This is a genomic window from Parafrankia sp. FMc2 (assembly GCF_041008525.1).
Classification (GTDB): Bacteria; Actinomycetota; Actinomycetes; order Frankiales; family Frankiaceae; genus Parafrankia.
The window spans coordinates 1-835 of the sequence record NZ_JBFLUG010000451.1; the positions used below are offsets into that span (position 1 = coordinate 1).

An 835-nucleotide genomic window follows, 5' to 3' on the forward strand; every position below is an offset into this window, starting at 1 on the left:
AGCCAGTCGAGGTTGGACCGCACGGTGTGCAGGGCGTCGAACGACACGAACGCCCCGGCGAGGTCCAGAGGGGCCAGCAGCGCACGGAACTCGGTGGTCTCGTTGCTTTTCGCGTCGATCTCCCGCTGGCCGACGAGCGCCCCGGGCCCGTGGGAGGCGACACCGAGCAGGTGGACCTGGCTGCCGTCCGCGCGTTTCGCACCCCGGCTGGTCTTCCCGTCCACCGCGTACGCCCGCACCGATACCGCCTCGCCGGGAACAGCGGCACGACCCTCGGCGTCCGACGCCCCGGCCGAGGAGGCATCCACATCGGCGAGATCAGCCGGAAGATCGGCGAGCGGAGGAGCGAGCAACGCCGCCGCGAGCATCTGGTCATCGACCTTGTCGAGGAACCGGCGGATCGTCGCCTCGTCGGGCAGCCGATGCCCGTCCCACGGATTCCACGGCAGCCGTAACCGGACCCGCTCCGCCCAGCTCGTCGCCGCCAGCCACTCGGTCACCGCCGTGATCCGGTCATGCCCGGCCGCGGTCACCACGCACAGCCAGACCGCGGCCAGCACCGGTAACGGGTAGACCCGCCCGCGAACGGACCGATGATCCGGTACCGCCGCCAACCGATCCCAGATCCCCGCACGCGACACGGCCTCGGCTCCCACCACCTCGGCCGCGGCACGCGACAATACGCCCACAGGCACGCCGCACCCCAGACCACGAAGACATAAGACACCTCCGTGATCTACAAGCGGCGTGCCTGCTTGTCTGCGAACGACACGTGGTCCCACCGGCCCGCCCCCACGAACCGGTCACGGCCAGCCCGACCCAGGCAGACCCGACC

The 835-nt window shown here is 71.0% G+C and carries 1 protein-coding gene; it reads right to left on the reverse strand.

Features of this window, described 5'->3' with window-relative positions; genetic code table 11:
* On the reverse strand, positions 1-695 hold a 695-nt coding region (locus tag AB1460_RS37885; protein WP_368967407.1), incomplete at its 3' end, for a transposase family protein.
* Between the last annotated feature and the right edge of the window lie 140 nt (positions 696-835).